Here is a 17,581-nt window from a genome sequence, read left to right on the forward strand (position 1 = left end):
CTTGAAGCGTGAGCGCACTGCCGCGCAGTAGTTCGACTTTGGACCGGCTCTCGCCTGGTACTCGGCTCGGTCGCTACCTCCTGGGGGAGCGGCTCGGCGTGGGGGGAGCCGCGACCGTCTATCTTGCGCGCCTACAGGGGCCGCTCTCGTGGCAGCGCATGCTCGCGCTCAAGGTCATTCATCCCCATCTCCTCGGGGATCCACGGTTCGTGGACATGTTCGTCGACGAAGCGAACCTCGCGGTGCGCTTGAACCATCCGAACATCGTGCACACCTACGAGCTGGAGCGGGTGGACTCTCAGCTCTTGATGGCGATGGAGTACTTGCACGGGCAACCCTTGTCGGAGGTGCTGTATCGAGCGAGTCAGCGCGGGTGCAAGCTCGACTGGGACATGGTGGCATGGGTGGGAGCGAAGGTCGCTGATGCCCTGGGCTACGCCCATGACTTGCGTGACGACGACGGCAAGGCGCTCTCCATCGTTCACCGCGACGTCAGTCCCCACAACATCTTCGTCACCTACGATGGGCACATCAAGCTGATCGACTTTGGCGTCGCTCGTGCGATTGGGCGCCTCGCGGAAACGGGCCACGGTCGCTTGAAGGGTAAGTTCCGCTACATGGCCCCGGAGCAGGTCACCTCCAGGGACTTCGATCATCGGGTGGACTTGTTCGCGCTCGGCGCCAGCCTGTATGAGAGCCTGGCCGGGGAAGCGATGCTGCGGGGCGACGACGAAGTCGAGGTGCTGAACCAGCTGATCTTTGGAGAAGCGCCGGACCTCGCCAGTGTGTTCCCTGAGCTGCCGGATCGCGCCCGCGAGGTATTCGGCAAGATGCTTTCGCGAGAAGCGGAGACACGCTACCAGACGGGGCACGAGCTCTCGAAGGCGTTACGCGAGCTGCTGCCAGCGGAGACCGAGGTGTACACCGCGCGTTGGACCGAGCTGCTGGCCCACTTATTCCCTGGGGAAATTGTTGCGCGGAGCGAAGCGCTGCGTGATCTGAAGGAAGACATCTGGCCGGCAAGCCTGGTTCCGCCAGCTTTGGTTCCCGGGCTCGACGTGACTGCTCACGAGGTTGACGCCCCTCGCGGGAGCCCGCTGCCGTCCGTTGCCGAGACGAGCGGCTTCGGTGCCAGCTCGGCGAGCGGACGCTGGGGGCTGATTGCTGGGATCGTTGCGGGTGTCGCTCTGCTCGTGGCGGGCGTGTGGTGGAGCCGCAGTCAGGCCGAGCCAGTGCCCGCCGGTGCGAGCGTCCCCAGCGAGATCACTCTCGACCTCTCCGTCCAGCCTCCGGTCAAAGCCGAGATCCGGGTGGACGGCAGGCTCATCGAGAACCGACCGCCGCGGGTCCAGCTCCCGCGCAGTGAAGCAAAGGTGAAGGTCCGGGTGAAGGCGCCGGGTTTCCGCGACGCGGAGCTCGAAGTGATCCCCGACCGCGACGTGTTCTTGGTGGTGCCATTGGTGGCAGCACCCTCAGCGGACGCACCACCGGAACCAGGGCCCGACTTGAGCGGTTCAAGCGCGGCGAGCGCAGAGGTACCGTCGTCGAAGCCGCAAAACGCCCGGCCGAAGGACACCCACAAGCCCAATCCAAAGCCGACCGCCGCTCCCGCCCACGACCCCCTGGTGACGGACAATCCGTTCTAGCCGCGAGTAGAACTCGCGGAGGGCTCCCTCAGCTTGCTCGGATTCCGGCGCAAGGCACCGGGCGAAAACTCCACGCAGTCGGCAGCGGACCGGTGCTTGTGGCATTGTAGGCTGGTGCGATGCTCGACACGCGCGGAGGAAAGATGACTGGGCTGCCCCGGCTTGCCCGACGGAGCCTGCTGCTCGGCAGCTTGCTGCTCCCTTGCGTTGCCTCGAGTGCCCTGGCGCAGACCGAGGCTTGTTCCACCGCGGCGTGTGGCAAGGAGCGCTTCAAGGCGGGAGTCGAAGCGTACCAGGCTCAGGACTACGCGAGTGCGATCAATCATTTCCGTGCGGCACTTGCGGTGAAGCGTCACCCTTCGATTCTGCTGAACCTTGGGCTGGCAGAGATCCGTGACGGACAGTTGCTGACGGGGATCTCACACCTCAAGGAAGTAGAGGCCGATGGCGAGGCCAGCAGCGAGATGCGGCGAAGCGCGCGGGACGAGCGGCTGAAAGCGGAGACCCGCACGGCTTGGCTCCAGCTTGACGCAGGGGATGGAGTCAGCCTGGAGATTGACGGCCAGCCCGCGCAGTCGGGGGAGCGGGGCACGCAGCTCGACCCAGGGAAGCATCAGCTCAAGCTCACGCGCGGCGGCGTGGTGCTCGAGCGCCAGGTCGACCTCTCCCCAGGTGAGACACTACGCGTGAGCTTGGATCGGGCTCGGGAGCTCGTCTTGGTGATGCCTGGTGAGCGGGACAAGCCGCCCGATCCCCAAGCGGAGGAACCCGAGGCGCCGCCCGCGAAGCCGCTCTCCCCGATTTGGTTCTATGCGGGGCTCGGCGCCACCCTGGTGGTGGGTGGCTTCGCGACCTGGAGTGCGCTGGACACTCAGAGCTCTCACGATGCGTACGAGAAAGACTTGCCTACGCTTACCCAAGGGCAGATCAATCAACGCGTCGAGGATGGTCATGGACTCGAACGGCGCACCAACTGGTTGCTGGCTGGCACTGCGGTGCTCGGCGTGGCGACGGGTGTGCTCGCCGGGTTCTTCGTGGACTGGCAGCAAGGGGATCGCACATCACCCCACGCAAGCATTTCCGGGGGGATCACAGAAGATGGTGCGCTTCTGGGGGTGAGGGGCGCGTTTTAATGCTTTGCCGCTGACGCTTTAGCACGGTGTGCAGTTGCAGGAGTCGCCGCAGGTGACCGTCGGCTGTGAACTCGAGCTGCACTTGGCCTGGCAGGCTCTGGAGCCACACTCGAGCTGCGCGCCATCGCACACCTTGGTGCCGCTGTTGCAGTCGAGCTCGCAGCGACCACCAGCACAGCCCAGCGTGATGCCGCTGCACGCTTGGTTGCCGCTGCAGATGACCTGACAATCGTAATCCTCGTTGCAGCGGAGCGTCGAGTTCTCGCAGATCTTGTTGCCGTTGCAGTTGACCAGGCAGGCAAACCCAGCCGGACACTCCAGACTGTTGTTGGCGCAGTTGGCGCCGCACTCAATGATACACACCCCATTGTTGCAGCTGCTGCACACATTCGGGCAGGTGCCTCCGGGTGAGGCCACACCCGTGTTGCAGTTCGATATCCCCGCGGAACCACCGCTCGCGCCGCTGCTGCCTCCGACGCTCGCGGTGCCGCCGGTAGCACCCGTGCCACCCGCTGCTGTTCCGCCGCTGCCGGCGGCCCCAGCCCCAGCCCCGGTGCCTCCGCTGTTCGTGCCGCCCTGTCCGCCCGCAGCAGTCCCGCCTTGACCGGCGGTACCCGCCAGGTTGCCGGTGCCGCCTTGCGTGGCGCCCGCGTCGCCCGCGCTACCGCTCGAGCCACCCGCGCCCTGAGCTTCTGGGGGCGTTTCGGGATACAGGCTGCAGCCGAGCGCAAGCGCACTCGCCGCCAACCAACAAGCTCTCAAGCGACTCAACGCGCTTAGTGTGACACGCGGGGGCCCGGCGAATTAGCGCAAGTTCTTGAATCTAAGATCGTTTCTCTGTGGTTCCGACGGCCGTCGGGCCTGAGCCAGGACCAACGCGCCGCCAGGCTGCTTGCCCCGCCTCGGCGCCCGCGTTGCACACACTCCCGAAACCTGTTAGTAACTCAGGCGCGAGTTACTAGATGCCGTCCGGTAACTCACACCGTCTTCCAGCGGCGCGGGGGCACGTCCGCCGGTGCTGACCAAGGAGTTCGTCATGCATCAGACGATGAGGTTTGTGAGGCTGCTCGGGGTGGTCGCTCTGGGGGTGACCGTGTCCGGATGCGCGCTCAGCGAGGAGTCGCCGAACGACGACGTGGGAGTTGGCGGGAGCTACCCGGATCGCGATGGGGGGCCGAAGCCGGAGTACCCGGATTGCAACGGCTCCGTCGGTAGCGGAGTGAGCGGCAGCGCCGCGAGCGGCAGCGGTGCCAGTGGCAACGTGAACTGCGCTGATGGCGGTGTGGGCGCAAACGGAGGTGCAGGCGGTTCCGCGGGGGAAGACGCCGGACCTCCCCCCCCGCCCTGCTATGAGCACACCTTCAGCTACACCGACGCGAGCGCGACCGAGGTCCTGGTTACAGGGTCCTTCAGCAACTGGGCGCCGACGGTCGCAGGCGGAGCGCTCGCGCTGACGAACGATGGTGCAGGCAACTTCAGTCTGACGACCCAGGCGGTGCCGCCTGGCACTCATCAATACAAGTTCATCGTGGATGGGAACTGGATCACCGATCCGAGTAACCCCACTCAGGTCGACGATGGCTTCGGCGGAACCAACTCCCAGATCAGCCTGTGCACCACCGAGTGCGGTGACACGGCGGCGTTCGACTGGCGAGACAGCGTGATGTACTTCGCGATGGTCGATCGCTTCAACGACTCCGACGGTCAGGCTCAACCGGTGAGCGGCGTGACGGGTGGAGACGCAGCGAACGGGCCCAGCGGACAGTACGAGGGTGGCGACCTCAAGGGTGTCACGAACAAGCTCGGCTACCTCTCGGATCTGGGTGTGACCGCGCTCTGGCTGTCCGCACCCTACGAGAACCGCAATTCCGCGGGGAATGCGATTGACCCGGGCTCCGACAATCACACCTACTCCGGCTATCATGGCTACTGGCCGAGTCCGGCGAACGTCGACTACTCGAATCCGAGCGCGCCGTCGCCGACGCCTCAGGTGGAGTCGCGCATCGGCACCAGCCAGGACCTGAAGTCGCTGGTCGACACGGCCCATGGCACCACCGGAGCGAACGGGCAGGGGATGAAGGTGCTGTTCGACTACGTGATGAATCACGTGGACAGCGCCTCGGGGCTCTATCAGGCGCACAACGATTGGTTCGCGCGCAAAGGTGACGGCAGCATCGCGCTGTGCGGGCCAGAGAACCTCTGGGATGACCCCTACTGGGGCACCCGCTGCGCGTTCACGGACTATTTACCACCGTTCGACTTTGATAACGCTGCCGCGAGGAAATGGTCCGTTGACGACGCCATGTGGTGGGCGAAAGAGTACGGCATCGACGGTTACCGCCTGGACGCGATCAAGCACGTGCCGCTCAACTGGCTCACGGATCTGCGCAGTCGCCTGAACAGCGACATTCAGAACCCGGCGGGTGACCGCTTCTACCTGGTGGGCGAGACGTTCGCCTACGATGACCCAGGCTTGCTGAAGAAGTACGTCGACCCGCAGACCATGCTCGATGGTCAGTTCGACTTTCCGTTCAAGGCGCGGTTGTGTGAGGCGGTGTTCACGAACGAAGGCTCGCTTGATGGCTTTGCAGACTGGATGGCGGGCAACGACGGCTACTACGGCAGCAACGCGATCATGACGACGTGGATCGGTAACCACGACGTGCCTCGCGCCATTCACTTCGCCAGTCGTCAGATCGGCAACTGCCGTGAAGGTTCGAGCCCCGGCAACGGTTGGGCCGCTCAGAGCTTCATGCAGCCAAGCGACGCGGCGCCCTACGAGCGCTTGGGTGTCGCCTTCGCCATCATGCTCACGAACCCAGGCATCCCTCTGATCTACTACGGCGACGAGGTGGGCTTGGCTGGGGGAGGGGACCCGGACAACCGGCGCATGATGCCCTGGAGCGGACTCAACACGCACCAGCTCGCGTTGCGAGATCAAGTGACGGCGCTTGCTCAGCTCAGAGGCTCACACCCAGTGCTGGGACGCGGCGTGCGCACCAACCTCTCGAAGAGCAAGGATACCTGGGTGTACCGGCGCAGCGGCTGCGAGGAGCAGGACATCATCGTTGCCATCAACCGCGCGGACGGCGCTCAGTCCGTGGACATTCCGGCGGGCAACTACACTGATTTGCTCGCTGGCGGCACGCAGGCGGGCGGCAGTGTGAGTCTGCCAGCGCGCTCCTTCCTGGTGCTCGAAGCCCAGTAGTCGTTGCAACGTGACACGCCGCCTGCCATGCCTTTCGCATGCAGCGGCGTGTCAGTGACCAGAGCGGGTCAGCCACCACGCTGCTGCTGGCGTCGCTGCTGACGGCTTGCGGTGCTGACTCCTCGGCGCCCTCAGATCCGGCGCTTTTCGAAGACTGGCGCGACGCCATCGTCTATCAGCTGCTGGTCGATCGCTTCGACAACGGCGACACCGCGAACGACGTCCAGGCTGGCATCGCTCCGGTGCCGGGTGATCTCGCACGCTTCCAAGGTGGCGACTGGCGAGGTGTCGAGCAGCGCTTGCCCTATCTCGAGCAACTGGGCGTCAACACCTTGTGGATCAGCCCGGTGGTGCGCAACGTAGACCGCACGGAAACACAAGACGGCTACCACGGTTACTGGGCGCTGGACTTCGACGCGCCCAATCCGCGCTTTGGTAGCCTGGAGGACCTGCGGGCGTTGGTAGAAGCGGCTCACGCCCGCAACATGCGCCTGATCATCGACGTGGTGACGAACCACACGGGGCGTGTCTTCAACTACGACCTGAACCAAGACGGGGCCATCAGCGAAGACGAGGTGGAGCCCACCTATGCTTCGGCTGCCCCAATTGAGGCCCCGCTGATCTGGCGTGCCTGCGTCGACGGCGGCGAAGCGTGCTCGACGCTCACCCCCCACTGGACCGTCAACGGCGAGTCGACGGCGCTCGCCCAGGACGACTTCCATCGCCGAGGAGCCGGAGGCTTCGGTGACGACTCGCAGCTGTACGGTGACTTCCCAACGGGCCTCCGCGATCTCGACACCTCCCAAGACTCGGTGATTGACGCGCTGGTGGAGACGTACCTCGGCTGGGTCGCACAGACCGACGTGGACGGCTTTCGTGTGGATGCGGTGCCGCACATCGAGCAGCCGTTCTGGGCGAAGTTCGGCTCGCGGCTGCGTGAAGGCATCGCGGCGCTTGGCAAGCGAGACTTCCTGCTGCTGGGCGAAGTCTTCAACCGTGACCCGGCGGTGCTCGCGAGCTACACCGATAGGGACGAGCTCGACACCGTCTTCGACTTCTCCTTCAAGTTTGATTTGGTGGACCGCGTACTACTGGGCGGCGACAAGCCAAGCATCGCCCGTCAGGTGCTAGAAGGCAACCGGAGCTATTTCCGCGAGGAGCCGCAGCCGCTCGGTGCCGGACTCGACCCCTGGCAGCTGCGTTTGGTGTTCGGCGACAACCACGACGTTTGGCGCATTCGCGGGCAAATCGACGACCCCTACGCGACCGATCTGGTGATGACGGCCGTGTTCGGTGCAGACGGGATCCCTGCGGTGTACTACGGCACCGAACAGGACTTCAAAGGTCAGGGCGGCCACGAGTCCCGCGAGGTGATGTGGACCACGGGTTTCCCCACGGATGGAACTTCGTTCAAGGTGGTCCAGGCGCTATGTGCGCTGAGGAAGCGTGAACCGGCGCTCCGCTATGGTAGCCTGCGCGTGCTCTACGCAGCAGATTACGGCGGGCTCGACACCGAGAGCGACGCGGGCATGCTGGTCTGGCAACGGGAGCATGACGGGCGCCGTCTCCTCGTGGCGCTGAACGGTCACGCGCTTCAGAGTTCGCGCGCGTCGTTCCGCACTGACTACCCGGAGGGCACGCCGCTGTTTGACGCGCTGCGCGGCAACCAAGTGACCACGGTGCAAGCCGTGGGACAAGTGAGCCTCGAGTTGCCACCACGCGGTGCGTTGATCTTGGCTCCGCGTTGATTGTTGAAGGGTAGCCGCGCGAGTTGCTGCGACGGAACCTGCAAGGTGTAGGCTCCGCCGGTGGCCATCAGCGTCTTCGAGCTGTTCAGCATTGGGATCGGTCCTTCGAGCTCTCACACCGTGGGTCCGATGCGCGCCGCGCGTCGCTTCACCAAGGGGCTCGAGCGGGATGGCTTGCTCTCCCAAGTGACGCGGGTGAAGACCGAGCTCTTCGGTTCCCTCGGGCACACCGGAAAGGGACACGGCTCCGACTCAGCGGTGGTGATGGGGCTGCTCGGTGAGCGACCGGAGACCCTCGAACCCGATGCCGTGCCGCGCGCTCTTGCGGCGATTCAAGCGTCGGGCGAGCTAGCGCTGCTTGGTAGCCATGCTGTCAAGTTTCGCGCGGAAACGGACCTCGTGTTCCACCGTCGGGAGCGGCTGCCAGTGCATCCGAACGGCATGCGCTTCTGCGTGTTCGACGCGGCTGGAGCGGAGCTCAGGCGCCGCGAGTTCTACTCCGTAGGCGGTGGTTTCGTGGTCGGCGCTGATGTGGATGAAGACACCCCGCTGGTCGAGGTGGAAGACGGCGCCTTGCCTCATGCCTTCACCTCGGGGGATCAGCTCCTCGAGCTGTGCAAGGAGACCGGTTTCTCGATCAGCACGCTGATGCTCGAGAACGAGAAGGTGTGGCACAGCGAGGAACAGATCCGAGAAGGCTTGCTCCAGCGCTGGGCGGTGATGCAGGCGTGCGTGAAGCGAGGGTGTGAGCGCGAAGGGATCTTGCCTGGTGGCCTCAAGGTGCGTCGCCGTGCGGCAACGATCTTTCGCCGCCTGAAGCAGGACGCGCGCAGCGATCGTGATCCGCTCCTGGTGATGGACTGGGTGAATCTCTTTGCCCTCGCGGTGAATGAGGAGAACGCGGCCGGCGGACGCGTCGTCACAGCGCCGACCAATGGCGCTGCGGGCATCGTGCCTGCGGTGCTCCACTACTACACTCGCTTCTGCCCCAACGCCGACGAAGACGGCGTCGTGCGCTTCCTGCTCGCGGCAGGCGCGATCGGGATGTTGTACAAGCTCAACGCCAGCATCAGCGGCGCCGAAGTGGGCTGTCAGGGTGAGGTCGGCGTGGCGTGTTCCATGGCTGCTGGAGGTCTGACGGAAGCGCTCGGTGGTACGCCACTTCAAGTGGAGAACGCCGCCGAGATCGGCATGGAGCACAACCTCGGCCTCACGTGTGATCCAGTGGGTGGCTTGGTGCAGGTACCGTGCATCGAGCGCAATGCCATGGGCGCGATCAAGGCGATCAACGCCTCACGACTCGCCTTGCAGGGCGATGGCCAGCACAGCATTTCCCTGGACAAAGTGATCGCGACGATGCGTGCCACCGGCGCTGACATGAAGACCAAGTACAAGGAAACCGCGCGTGGCGGTTTGGCGGTCAACATCATCGAGTGCTGATTCAAGCTTGAAGCGAGCACCTCAGCGCTCCCTCTCCCCCACAAAAAAACTGCCGCTTCTGATCGGCAGCTGCAAATGTGTGCAGTGATTTCGATAAATAAGCGAAATTGAGCTAGGTTCAGCCCGTGGTCAAGCGCTACTCCCTGGAAGCTCTCAAGCGCCTGCGCGAGCAGCGGGTGGAGGAACAGGCTGAGCGTGTCGCAGAGCAGCTGCGGCAGGTCGCTCAGGCGGAGCGCCAGGCCCTTGAAGCCACGGCGCAGCGCAAGCAGCTCGAAAAACAGCTCGCTGACGAACGTAGCGCTGAAGCCGAGCGGCTCGCTCGCGGTGAAGCCACCGTGCAAGACCTCGCGCTGCAAGCGGCTTGGGAGAGTCAGGCGGCTGGGCGCATCGAGAACGCACGCCTCAAAGAGCGCAAGCTAGCGGAGCAATTGGTTGCCGCGCGGAAAGAGGAGGCGCGGCGGCGTGAGGAGCTCGCATTGCGAGAAGGCGAGGCCAAGGCCGTCGAGCGCCACAAGGAGAACTGGCAGGCGGAGATTTCCCGCGCCGAGGAGCTCGCGCTGGAGGAGCAAGCCCAAGAGGTTTGGAGCGCGCGGCAGCGAGGGCGCGCCTGATGCTTCAGCGATCGCGTTGGCGAGCTTGGGGGTTAGGGTCCCTAGGGCTGCCCGTGCTACCGCTGGTCGCGCTCATGGCCTGCAGCGGGCCCACCGCGCCCCCCGCGGGGCACGGCGTACAGACTCCCATCGGGATGGATGCAGGTGCATCCCCCGAGGCTTCCGCCTCGGAGCCCCCCAAATCCACCGCAGATCGCTTCGACCTCGAGCAGTTCACTCCGCTCTTGGCTTTGCCCAGCTTGAAGAAGGCGAGGGAAGCGGTCGAGCGCGCTCAGCCTGGCGTCGCTGTGAAGCTCGTAGAGAAAGTTTTCTCTGCGGAAAAAGAGAAGCTGCCGCTCGATGAGCGGTCGAGCTGGGAGTACTTGATCGGGCGCCTCCACGAGCAGGCCGGCGGCGCAAAGGCAGCTGGCGAGGCGTACACCCGTGCCGCAGAGGGCGCCGATTGGGCGCTGAGCAACTACGCCAAGCTTGGCGTTGCGCGTGCGCTGACCACGCAGCGCAAGTACGACGACGCGCTGCTCTGGCTCGAGAAGGTCAAGCCCGAGGCCCCAATCGAAGACGACCTGGACTTGCTCATCGCCGAGGCAGCGAAGGGCGCGGGGAAGCTAGACAGTGCGATCCGGCACTGGACCGCTCATCTGGAGTCCCGGGAGCGACCAGCGGACCGCCTGAACGTTGCGCTGCGCCTATCTTCGGCATTGCTCGAGCGCGCAGACAAGCAGCCAGAGAAAGCGGTAGAAGACCGACTCGAGGCGCTGCGTTGGGCTCGCCGCGTGCGAATCGAGAATCCTCGCGGAGACGCGCGCCGCCGCATGGCAGAGCAGCTCGAGGCGAAGGCGCTTGGCGCATTGCCCGACGACAAGAAGAAGCAGAATCAAGCTCTGAGCCTCGACCTGGAGCTTGTGCGTGTGCGCTCGCTGCTCGACGCGGGGTTCGACAAGGCGGCGGACGAGGCCGCAGAGGCGGTGCTCAGCGAGCAGCCCCAAGCCGTGCGCTACGCGGAGATTGGCTGCGAGATTCAGCTCATTCGCGCCAAGGCGCTTGCTTCCAAGCGGAAACACGGAGAGGCTGCGGATGCGCTGGCTGAGCCGATTCGGCGTTGCAAAGGCGACGACTTGCGTGCCCGGCTGCTGTACCTAGCCGGCGTGTACGCCGCGAAGGACGGTCGCCACACCCAGGCGGTGCAGCGCTTCAACCAGCTGGAGAAGGAAGCTCCCAGCCATCGCCTCGCTGACGATGCGAGGATGAAGGCCGCGTACAGCTACTTCGAACTCGGCGTCGAGAAGAAGTTCACCGACCTCCTGAGCACCATGGATCGCGACTACCCCGAGGGCGACATGGTGCTCGACGGAGTGTTCCGTTTGGCGATGCGCCGGATCGAAAAGGGGGATTGGCCAGGCGCTGCCCAGGTACTCGAGCGCGCAGCGAAGCTCGGCAAGCTGCGTGATGGCGCGCGGGGGCGGGAGTACGCGGGACGTGAACGCTACTTCTGGGCGCGGTCCTTGATGCAGCTTGGCGAGACGGAGCGCGGAAAGGCCGAGTACGAAGCCATCGTGCGGGACCTACCGCTGTCCTACTACATGTTGCTCGCTTACTCGCGCCTTCATGGTCTGGATGCCCAGCGTGCAACGCAGGTGCGCGACGAAGCGATGGACAGTTCCGCGCGGCAGCCATTTAGCTTTGAGCAGCGGCCGGAGTTCAAGGAGCCTGGGTTCTTGCGCGCGCTGGAGCTCTCCCGGGTTGGAGATCTCGCGAACGCCAGGCGAGAGATCAGCGCGATGGGGATCGCGAAGCGTGGGGCTGCGCCGGGGGTGCTTTGGGGGATTGCGCTCCTGTATGCGCGCGCCGGCTCCGCGAACCTGAGCCATGGCGTCGCGCGCGGCTTGCTGACGGATTGGCCGCAGCGTTGGCCAGCAGGCGACTGGATCCAGACATGGGAAATTGCGTTTCCGCGTCCCTACCTACCCACGGTGCAGAAGAACGCCACCAAGGTGGGGATCAGCGAGACGCTCGTCTACGCGATCATGCGTGAAGAGTCGGCGTTCGATGAGGACGCCGAGAGCTCCGCGAGCGCACATGGGCTCATGCAGCTGATCGTCCCGACCGCCAAGCTGTTCGCCAAGGGACTGCCGTACGATGCTCGCGCGCTCAAGCGGCCGAGCATCAACATCACTCTTGGCTGTCGGGCTTTAGCCAAGCTGTCTGAGACCTTCGACACCAACCCGCTGCTGGCCATTCCTGGCTACAACGCCGGTCCCGGCCGGCCGCGTCGTTGGCTGCGGGAGCGTCCAAACCTGGATTTCGACCTCTGGGTCGAGGCCATCCCGTACTCCGAGACACGCCGCTACACACAGCGCGTGCTCGCCAGCCGAGCCGCGTACACCGTGCTCTATGACGCAGCGAACGCCGAGCAGAACCTGCTCTTGCCGTTGCGGATCAAGAACTAGCAAGCTCGGGCGCGCGCGGCGAAACCCGGCGGAAAACAGCTAGGCTGTCGATTACTGGTTGGCGTGACCGATGTGTCACTCGCTTCTGCTATGCTAGCCACGCGTGGCTGACCCTCCATCGGTTCGGTTTCGAGCAGCCCACTCGTTTGGAGTGGTGAGCGATCGTGATGCGGTGCGGTCGGCGCTCTCAGGTCTTTGCGCTGAGTTGTCGGAGCGCACGGGACTGATTTTCTTCGGTCACGTGGTGCGCTCCTATTCGGCGCTACTGGCGGACGTGAAGCAGAAGCGAATCGACTTCGCCTGGGCGCCGCCGTTGGTCGCCGCGGAGCTCATTCAGCAAGGTGTTGCGGAGGCGTTGGTCACCTCGAGACGCGAGGCCAGCAGTCTCTTCCACTCCGCGCTGTTCGTGCATCGGGACTCGGGACTGATCGATGTCAGTGACCTCGAGGGCAAGCACGTCGGCTGGGTGGACACCGCGAGCGCGGCTGGCTACGCCGTGCCGCGCCGCTGGTTGCGTGATCGAGGCTGCGATCTCGACTCCTTCTTTGCGCGGGAGAGCTATCTCGGCACTCACGCTGCGGTGGCGCGAGCGGTCTTCGAGCGACGTGTGGATGTCGGTGCGACGTACGCGATCCTCGACACCGGTTCGCGCAAGACTCGGGATGGCGGCTGGAACGAGGTCGCGATCCCCGACGCGGGTATCCACATCGTGTCGCTCGCTGGGACCGTCCCAGCTGACTGCGTGATCGGCGCCACGGAACTACCCCCATCGAGTCGCGCCAAGGTGCGCTCCGCGTTAGTGGAGTTGGGCACGGGCGCCTCGCCGCTGGTCCAGAAGGTGTTCCGAACGTCGGGCTTCGAGGTCGCGAATCCTGGCTACACAGGGGCGTTGGCGCGTCTCAGCGTGGTCTGAGCCTCGCGAGTCTTCGAGCGCTGATCCGAGTTCTGACGTATCGTCAGCGCTGATACTTCGACTTCCACTCCGCGTAGGGCATCCCGTAGATGCGCTCGCGCGCGGCATCTTGGTCGAGTTCCACTCCGCGCTCCGCGGCAGCCGCCTGGTACCACTTGGCCAGGCAATTTCGGCAGAATCCGGCGAGGTTCATCACGTCGATGTTCTGCACATCGGTGCGCTCGCGGAAGTGCTCCACGAGGCGACGAAACGCAGCGGCTTCGAGTTCGGTGCGCATCTGAGAGTCGTCCATGGGGCGGAGCATAGGTGCTTGGCAACGCTTCGCCAACCCTGGCAAGCGGTATGCCACTCGGCGCCCGCGGAGCTCCCAGTGGTGGCGCTGAACCGCGCGAGCGATCGCCGATTCCCTTCCCACCCATGATTGCGCGGGGAACTCATCACCACCATCTACGCGCCGAGCGTGATCCCGTGCGGGGGGCGAACGGGAAGTCATGACAGGCAGTGACGACAGGCAGCAGCGATCGACACGCAGCAGCGATCGACACGCAGCAGCGACGATCAACCCAGAGCGAGTTGCTCACGGCGCTTGCCGCTTGGCTTTTTTCGGTGTGATGGGTGAGAATTCGAGCAGACTCCGCCCAATGTCTTGAAGTTTTCGCGTGGAAACAGATGCAACTGTCTGCCCGCTGCTACGCGAATTGCGCGGGCGCGGGTGGCATTCGATGTGACGAGTCATGAATCGAGTTGACGACGACGCGGTATCCCAAAAAGCGAGACCTAGCGCTTCCCTCGACGGTTCATCCGGGGAACCCTTTGAGGTTCTATCGCCGAAGCGCCTACGAGTGGGCGATTCACCTGCGAGTCAGCATGAGCTATCCCCAAATTCCGTAAAGAATTGTGGGGAGGAGCGCACCGACGTTGGACAAGCAATCGATCGGGCCTCTAAGCTCTTCAAGGTGGACTTGGAGGCCGAAAACGCGAAGCTGCGCGCCCAAGTCGCGGCGCTGGAGCTCCGTCTAGACCAGACGTTTGAGCAGAGCACCGCAGTGAAGCTGGTGATCGATCCAGCGGACGGCTCGATTCTCGAAGCCAACCCGGCGGCCATCAGCTTCTACGGCTACTCGGCAGAGGAGTTCTCAGCGCTGCGCATCACGGACCTAAACCAGCTTCCCCCCGAGCTGGTGGCCGAAGAGTTGGCCGCGGCGCGTGAACAGAAGCGCTCCTACTTCGAGTTCAAGCACCGCCTCAAGAGCGGAGCGGTGCGTGACGTTCAGGTCTACTCAGGACCCGTCCGAATGTACGATCGAGACTGCCTGTACTCGATCATTTGCGACATCACCGATCGCACTCAGCTCGCCGATCAGCTCGCGCACGCTCAGCGTATGGACGCCCTGGGGCGCCTGGCAGGCGGAGTGGCTCACGACATCAATAACCTGCTCACCGCACTCGACATGCTCGCTAGCTTGATCCGCAGCGACGTCGAGCATGCGCGACCAGTAGAGACTCACCTCCGCGAAGTGGAGCAACTCACCCAACGCGGTGCATCGCTCACTGGGCAGCTCCTCGCCTTCTGTCGGCGACAGATGCTCGAGCCGCGCTTGCTCGATCTGGGCGCGGTGATGACCGGAGTGGAGACCCTGCTTCGACGCTTGCTCAACAATCGTGTTTCGCTGACCGTTGATATCCCCAAGGAATCGATCCAGGTCGTCGCGGACCTCACGCGGCTCGAGCAGGTGTTGCTGAATCTCGTGTTGAACGCCCGGGACGCGATGCCTGAGGGCGGTCAGATCGGCTTGAACCTGGAGCGGATCTCGACCACACCGGACTTGCGAGAGGAGCTGGAGATAGAGTGGCCAACCGCAGCCAAGGTCACGATCACGGATCAAGGCGTTGGGATGGATGAGGACACTCTCCGTCACGCCTTCGAGCCGTTCTTCACCACCAAACCCTCAGGGCAGGGGACGGGGCTCGGCCTCTCGACGGTCTACGGCATCGTTCAGCAGTCGGGCGGGCGCATCCGGGTCCTGAGCCAGCTGAATCGCGGCTCGAGGTTCGAGCTCTTCTTCCCCGAGGCGGTGGAGCCTGAATTGCTACCAGAGCCGGCACCGCCCGTGGAGAGCATTGCTGGCGGCAGCGAGACCTTGCTGCTGGTGGACGATGACGGCGCGGTGCGCACGACGCTCGCTGCGGTGCTCAGGGAGGCGGGGTATCAGGTGCTTGAGGCGTGCGACGGAGAAGAAGCCTTGGCGATGCTCTGCGAGCAGCGGTTCGCCGTAGATCTCGTGGTGAGTGATGTCGTGATGCCGAAGCTAAACGGGCCAGAGTTCGTCGCGCGCGCTCGCGCGAGATTCGCAGGCCTGCGGGTGCTCTACATGTCCGGCTTCCTAGACCTCCCCAGTGTTGGCAGCGGCCTGAAGGGCGTTGGTGGGGATCCCCTGTTGACCAAGCCCTTCCCTGCGTCGCGCTTGGTGGGCAAGGTGCGGGACCTCCTGGACTCGGCCCCCCAGCGCCGTACGCTTGATAAGTCTTGATTGCTGCGCGCACCACGTCTCTCGGTTTCGACGAACTGTTGACCTACCTGGTCGAGGCGCAGGTCATCTCGAGTAGTACCGCGCGGACATTGCTCGACCAGGAGCCGAAGCAGCGCCTGATCGCGGTGCGGATGCGCACGCCAAACGCACCGCCAAGCTTGGACGAGCAGCGGCGTCTCGCACCAGGAGTATCGGCGTTCGAGCTCTTGATGTCCTTCAATGCCAAAGGCCCGGAGGGGGAGTATATCCGAGAGGATACGGTTGTTGAGGTATTTGCCGAGCGAGTCGGGGTGCCTTTCGTGAAACTCGACCCGCTCAAGCTCGACGCAGCCATTGTAACGTCGGTCTTTTCAAAGCCTTTTGCCCGCAAGCACGGCATGTTGGTGATTGATGCGGATGAATCTCGGGTGTTGGTTGCAACCAGCGATCCGTTCAACCCTCTGGCTCTCGAGGCCGTGCAGGACGTAGCGCGCAAGCGCGTCGAGCTGGTGGTCACGCCCCCAAGCGACATCCAGCGCCTGATCACCGAGTTTTTCGGTTTCCAGCGTTCGGTGGAGCGTGCCGAACAGGACCTGACTGAGTCGTTCAATCTCGGCAACCTCGAGCAGTTCGTGCGCATGCAGTCGGAGCGCGAGATCGAAGCCTCGGATCAGCACGTGGTGAACGCGGTTGAATACCTCTTCTCTTACGCCTTTCAGCAGCGTGCGAGTGACATCCACATCGAACCGAAACGGAACGAGAGCCTCGTGAGGTTTCGCATCGACGGAGCGCTCCACCAGGTGAATAGGCTTCCCGCGGTCGTGCATCGCGCCGTCATCAACCGCATCAAGACCCTCGCGCGTCTAGACATCGGAGAGAAGCGACGACCTCAAGATGGGCGCATCAAGACGGAGTTCCAGAACAAGGCCGTCGAGTTTCGCGTATCAACCTTGCCGGTCGCCTTCGGCGAGAAGGCCGTGCTGCGTATCTTCGATCCGGAAATCGTGCACGACGACATTCGCCAACTTGGCTTCTTCGAGCGCGAAGAACAGCTCTTTGAACGGCTGATTACGCGTCCCCACGGAATCGTTTTGGTCACCGGCCCTACTGGCTCCGGGAAGACGACGACTCTCTACACCGCGCTGCGTCGGCTCGCGAACGACGACGTCAACATCACCACGATCGAAGATCCGATCGAGATGGTGTTCGAACGCATCAACCAAACGGCCGTGCAGTCCGCTATCGGGATCAGCTTTGCTTCGGCACTACGTACGATCCTGCGCCAAGACCCGGACATCATCATGGTCGGTGAGATCCGCGACCTCGAAACCGCGCGTAACGCGATCCAGGCGTCCTTGACGGGACACCTGGTGTTCTCGACGCTGCACACGAACGACGCCCCGAGCGCCGTCGCCCGCCTGATCGACCTCGGGATCGAGAACTTCTTGTTGGCTTCAACGTTGAGCGGCCTGATCGCGCAGCGCCTGGTCCGCCGAGTTTGCGCCAGCTGCGCGGAGGAGCGCTCCCTGACGGAGTCCGAGTTGGGCCAGCTTGGTGGGCTCGTGGATGTTACCGGGGGGGCGCTACCTTTGGTCCGAGAAGGCGCCGGCTGTGTCGACTGCCGGCATACAGGCTTCAAGGGGCGCCAAGGCATCTTCGAGATGTTTGAAGTCAACGAGGCAATTCGCGAGCTAATCATGCAGAAGGGCAGCGTGGACGCAATACGCGCTCAAGCCCGAGGCGATGGCATGTTGAGTCTGCGTGAGGCCGCAGTGCAAAAGATGTTAGCGGGAGAGACCAGCTTTGGAGAGGTCCTGAAAGTCACTGCAGTCGACTAGCGGTTCGCGTCAGGTGTTCCGCTCGAGCCCGCACCGCTCGAGTTACCACGAGGAAACCAACTAGTTTGCCGGTTGACGGTCGACACC

Annotated in this window: 12 protein-coding genes; 10 read left to right on the forward strand and 2 right to left on the reverse strand. The window is 64.1% G+C overall.

The window, feature by feature from the left end; all coding sequences use genetic code 11:
* Positions 1–8 precede the first annotated feature (8 nt).
* Both H6718_23840 and H6718_23845 read left to right on the forward strand, forming a co-directional pair.
* On the forward strand, positions 9–1,646 hold the full coding sequence (locus H6718_23840; protein ID MCB9588461.1) for a protein kinase: 1,638 nt from the start codon (positions 9–11) through the stop codon (positions 1,644–1,646).
* Positions 1,647–1,765: 119 nt separating this feature from the next.
* Positions 1,766–2,779, forward strand: a complete 1,014-nt coding sequence (locus H6718_23845; GenBank protein ID MCB9588462.1) for a hypothetical protein — start codon at positions 1,766–1,768, stop codon at positions 2,777–2,779.
* An 18-nt stretch (positions 2,780–2,797) separates the two neighbouring features.
* On the opposite strand, the gene H6718_23850 is transcribed toward H6718_23845, so the two are convergent.
* Positions 2,798–3,541: a hypothetical protein gene (locus H6718_23850; GenBank protein MCB9588463.1), complete on the reverse strand. Its 744-nt coding sequence runs from the start codon at positions 3,539–3,541 to the stop codon at positions 2,798–2,800.
* Between the two features lie 274 nt (positions 3,542–3,815).
* Between H6718_23850 and H6718_23855 the strand changes: the two genes are divergently transcribed.
* The 6 genes from H6718_23855 to H6718_23880 all read left to right on the forward strand — a co-directional run bounded on the left by H6718_23855 (position 3,816) and on the right by H6718_23880 (position 13,146).
* Positions 3,816–5,987 (forward strand): hypothetical protein, encoded by a 2,172-nt coding sequence (locus H6718_23855; protein MCB9588464.1) that lies wholly within the window; start codon positions 3,816–3,818, stop codon positions 5,985–5,987.
* Between the two features lie 38 nt (positions 5,988–6,025).
* Entirely contained in the window at positions 6,026–7,735 is a 1,710-nt protein-coding gene (locus tag H6718_23860; GenBank protein ID MCB9588465.1) for a hypothetical protein, read from the forward strand.
* A 60-nt stretch (positions 7,736–7,795) separates the two neighbouring features.
* On the forward strand, positions 7,796–9,175 hold the full coding sequence (locus tag H6718_23865; GenBank protein ID MCB9588466.1) for an L-serine ammonia-lyase: 1,380 nt from the start codon (positions 7,796–7,798) through the stop codon (positions 9,173–9,175).
* A gap of 125 nt (positions 9,176–9,300) precedes the next feature.
* The gene (locus H6718_23870; protein MCB9588467.1) at positions 9,301–9,786 is read left to right on the forward strand and encodes a hypothetical protein; all 486 of its coding nucleotides are present in this window, start codon (positions 9,301–9,303) and stop codon (positions 9,784–9,786) included.
* A complete protein-coding gene (locus tag H6718_23875) occupies positions 9,786–12,233 on the forward strand; it encodes a transglycosylase SLT domain-containing protein (GenBank protein MCB9588468.1) in 2,448 nt (815 codons plus the stop codon). The genes H6718_23870 and H6718_23875 overlap by 1 nt, the downstream gene beginning before the upstream one ends.
* Positions 12,234–12,387: 154 nt before the next feature.
* On the forward strand, positions 12,388–13,146 hold the full coding sequence (locus tag H6718_23880; protein ID MCB9588469.1) for a phosphate/phosphite/phosphonate ABC transporter substrate-binding protein: 759 nt from the start codon (positions 12,388–12,390) through the stop codon (positions 13,144–13,146).
* Positions 13,147–13,189: 43 nt separating this feature from the next.
* Here H6718_23880 and H6718_23885 read toward each other — a convergent pair whose 3' ends face one another.
* Positions 13,190–13,438 (reverse strand): DUF1244 domain-containing protein, encoded by a 249-nt coding sequence (locus tag H6718_23885; GenBank protein MCB9588470.1) that lies wholly within the window; start codon positions 13,436–13,438, stop codon positions 13,190–13,192.
* Positions 13,439–14,102: 664 nt separating this feature from the next.
* On the opposite strand from H6718_23885, the gene H6718_23890 reads away from it, so the two are divergent.
* A complete protein-coding gene (locus tag H6718_23890; GenBank protein ID MCB9588471.1) occupies positions 14,103–15,677 on the forward strand; it encodes a response regulator in 1,575 nt (524 codons plus the stop codon).
* 131 nt (positions 15,678–15,808) lie between these two features.
* The gene (locus H6718_23895; protein MCB9588472.1) at positions 15,809–17,494 is read left to right on the forward strand and encodes a type II/IV secretion system protein; all 1,686 of its coding nucleotides are present in this window, start codon (positions 15,809–15,811) and stop codon (positions 17,492–17,494) included.
* Positions 17,495–17,581: the final 87 nt, after the last annotated feature.

It is taken from the genome of Polyangiaceae bacterium (assembly GCA_020633205.1).
Taxonomy (GTDB): domain Bacteria; phylum Myxococcota_A; class Polyangia; order Polyangiales; family Polyangiaceae; genus JAHBVY01.

Excerpts from the sequence above, each read along its gene's own strand:
- H6718_23855 (MCB9588464.1), top strand. The coding sequence starts at position 3,816 with ATGCATCAGACGATGAGGTTTGTGAGGCTGCTCGGGGTGGTCGCTCTG.
- H6718_23885 (MCB9588470.1), bottom strand. The coding sequence starts at position 13,438 with ATGGACGACTCTCAGATGCGCACCGAACTCGAAGCCGCTGCGTTTCGT.
- H6718_23845 (MCB9588462.1), top strand. The coding sequence starts at position 1,766 with ATGCTCGACACGCGCGGAGGAAAGATGACTGGGCTGCCCCGGCTTGCC.
- H6718_23860 (MCB9588465.1), top strand. The coding sequence starts at position 6,026 with ATGCAGCGGCGTGTCAGTGACCAGAGCGGGTCAGCCACCACGCTGCTG.
- H6718_23895 (MCB9588472.1), top strand. The coding sequence starts at position 15,809 with ATGCGCACGCCAAACGCACCGCCAAGCTTGGACGAGCAGCGGCGTCTC.
- H6718_23875 (MCB9588468.1), top strand. The coding sequence starts at position 9,786 with ATGCTTCAGCGATCGCGTTGGCGAGCTTGGGGGTTAGGGTCCCTAGGG.